General features: G+C 60.7%; 1 protein-coding gene. It reads left to right on the top strand.

Features of this window, described 5'->3' with window-relative positions:
- Positions 1 to 155: 155 nt before the first annotated feature.
- On the top strand, positions 156 to 2,357 hold the full coding sequence (locus KGA66_RS28595; RefSeq protein WP_211472658.1) for an ATP-binding protein: 2,202 nt from the start codon (positions 156 to 158) through the stop codon (positions 2,355 to 2,357).
- Positions 2,358 to 2,473 lie beyond the last annotated feature (116 nt).

Here is a 2,473-nt window from a genome sequence, read left to right as displayed (position 1 = left end):
ATCCGGCACGAGCAGATCCAACCACATGACCGGCCGTCAGATCGACCCACGCCCCACCACACCCCACACACCCTGCGTCACCGCAAGGCGGACACCGTCACACTCCGATTTCCCAGTGAATGTTTGCGAACGGCGCTCCTGAAGAATCTGAGCGTGTGGAGAATTCCTCGGGTCCAGGCGTTTCGGCCCTTTCGTCGGGAGCTTATCTTCCACGCGACATCGCTGAATTCACGGGCCGCGAGGAAGAGATCCGCAGCATGACCTCGCAGTCTGCCAGCCAGTTCGCGCCGTCGATCATCGTAATCGACGGAATGGGTGGCGTGGGCAAGACAACTTTGGCGCTGCATTGTGCGCACATGATGGCCAACCGCTATCCCGATGGCCAGTACTTCGTCGACCTCCTCGGGTTCAATGCCGATCAGGAGGCTGTGCATCCGATTCAGGCGCTGAACCTCCTGCTCCGCTTCAATGGCGTAGCCCCGGAGCTCATAGCGCCCGGCCTTGAGACGCGCGGCGCACAATGGCGTTCGCGAACGATGGGGCAGAAGATACTACTCGTTCTCGACAATGCTGCAGATGCCGCGCAGATCAGACCGCTGCTGCCAAGCTCCCCCGGCTGCCTGGTGTTGATTTCCAGTCGTAGGCGGATGGGGACGCTCGAGGGCGCGGAGAGTCTTCCCCTCGACATCATGAAGAACGATGAGGCCGTCGCACTCTTCTGTCGGATCGCGGGGGCAAAGCGGACAGACGGCGAGATGCGTTCCGTCGAAACCGTCGTGCAGCTGTGCGGGAACCTGCCGCTCGCGATCCAGATTGCTGCAGCCCAGTTTCGCGAGCGGGCCGCCTGGACGGTGTCCTATCTCGTAGAGCAACTGCGCAACCGCGCATCCCGCGAACGAATCTTCGCCTCGGACGAGCGTGGCGTCATGAGTGTGGTCACTTGGTCATACCGGCATCTCACCCAGGAGCAGCAGAGGCTGCTCAGGGTGCTGAGCGTGCATCCCGGGCAGGATCTGGACTCGTACAGCGCGGCAGCACTCGCAGAGGCCGCCGTGCCGGATACTGAGTCGTTCTTGGACGACCTCTTCAAGCTCAATCTGCTCAAGCAACATGTTCCCGGTCGCTATCATATGCATGACATCGTCAGAGAATGCACGAGGTGCCTGTATGACGAATCCGCGTCGAACGCCGAGTACGTCCAGACGGTGGAGCGCCTTGCCGGCTACTATCTGCATTCCATTCACGCATGGAGTCAGGTTTTAGCGCTAGATGCATCGCGCTTCGAAGTGCGGGCCGACGGCCGATCGCACCAGATTAAACCGACGGGTGACCCCAAGGAAGCCCTCGTTCACCTCCAGATGGAATTTCAGAATTCCGTCGCGGTACTGAAGCTCGCTTCAAGCAGCGGCTTGCACGAAACCGCGTCGCAATTGGCTCGATCACTCATTCCCTATATCAGCAGCTTGCATTATTCCGGCGATGCGGAACAGATTCTCGAGCTCGGCCTGAAGTCCGCACGCGCAATTCGGAGCGATCACGACGAAGCGGCCATGCTCGCCGCACTCGCCGCCGCCTCGCGAACACACGGCGACTCGGAACAAGCCGAACAGTTCGCCTCTCAGGCGCTCTCCATCAGCCGCAGAGTCGGCGATCAGAGGAGCGAGATCTCACAGCTGTCTGATCTTGGCGCGATCTACTGGGAACGGCGGGATTACCACAAGGCTGGCAAGTATTTTGAGAGCGGAGCAGCTCTCGCCGGAGACCTCGGGTTGCACGACCTGCAAGCCCGGCTCTATCACGGATTGGCGCTCGTTCACGACGAACTCGGCAACCGCCAGCAAGCGCTCGAGTTCTACCAACTGTCATTGAGGGTCGAAGGGGATGCGGGAGTGCCGCGATACCGAGCGCTCACTCTCAACAACTTTGCCCTCCTCTCTGTGGTCTGCGGGGATTGGCAAGGCGCGTCCACCGCATATGAGGTGTCGCTCAACCTGGCACGGGAGGCAGGCGCCCACAACGCCGAAGCAATCGCGCTCGTCGGTCTTTGTATCTGTAGACGTGCTAGCGGCGCGTTCGATGATTCAATCGAGTTCGGACGCAGCGCGCTCGAACTAGCGCGTGCGAAGCATCTCCAGGAAGCCGAAATACAAGCGCTCAACTCTATAGGAGACGCCTATTTGAGCGTCCGGGATCTCGACACGGCTCAGCAAATATACGAGCAGGCGTTGCTGACCTCCCAGAGCCTCGGCTCCGTCAGGCTCATCGCATGGTCCCGCGAAGGTATCGCCCATGTTTCCTCGGCATATGGCAACACAAAGGCGGCAGCAGACCTCTGGGCCCTAGCCCCACTGCCCTAAAGTTAGGGCCGGTCAGTCCGCTTTGGGGAGATTCGACTCGGCGATGGTGATGGTGTAGCGGGCTTTCTGGGTGTGCCCGTTGCGGCGTTCGGCGTTGGTGCGGGGGCTGGTTCGGT

The organism is Actinocrinis puniceicyclus (genome assembly GCF_018283645.1).
Classification (GTDB): domain Bacteria; phylum Actinomycetota; class Actinomycetes; order Streptomycetales; family Catenulisporaceae; genus Actinocrinis; species Actinocrinis puniceicyclus.
This window is presented reverse-complemented; position numbering and strand designations above follow the sequence as displayed.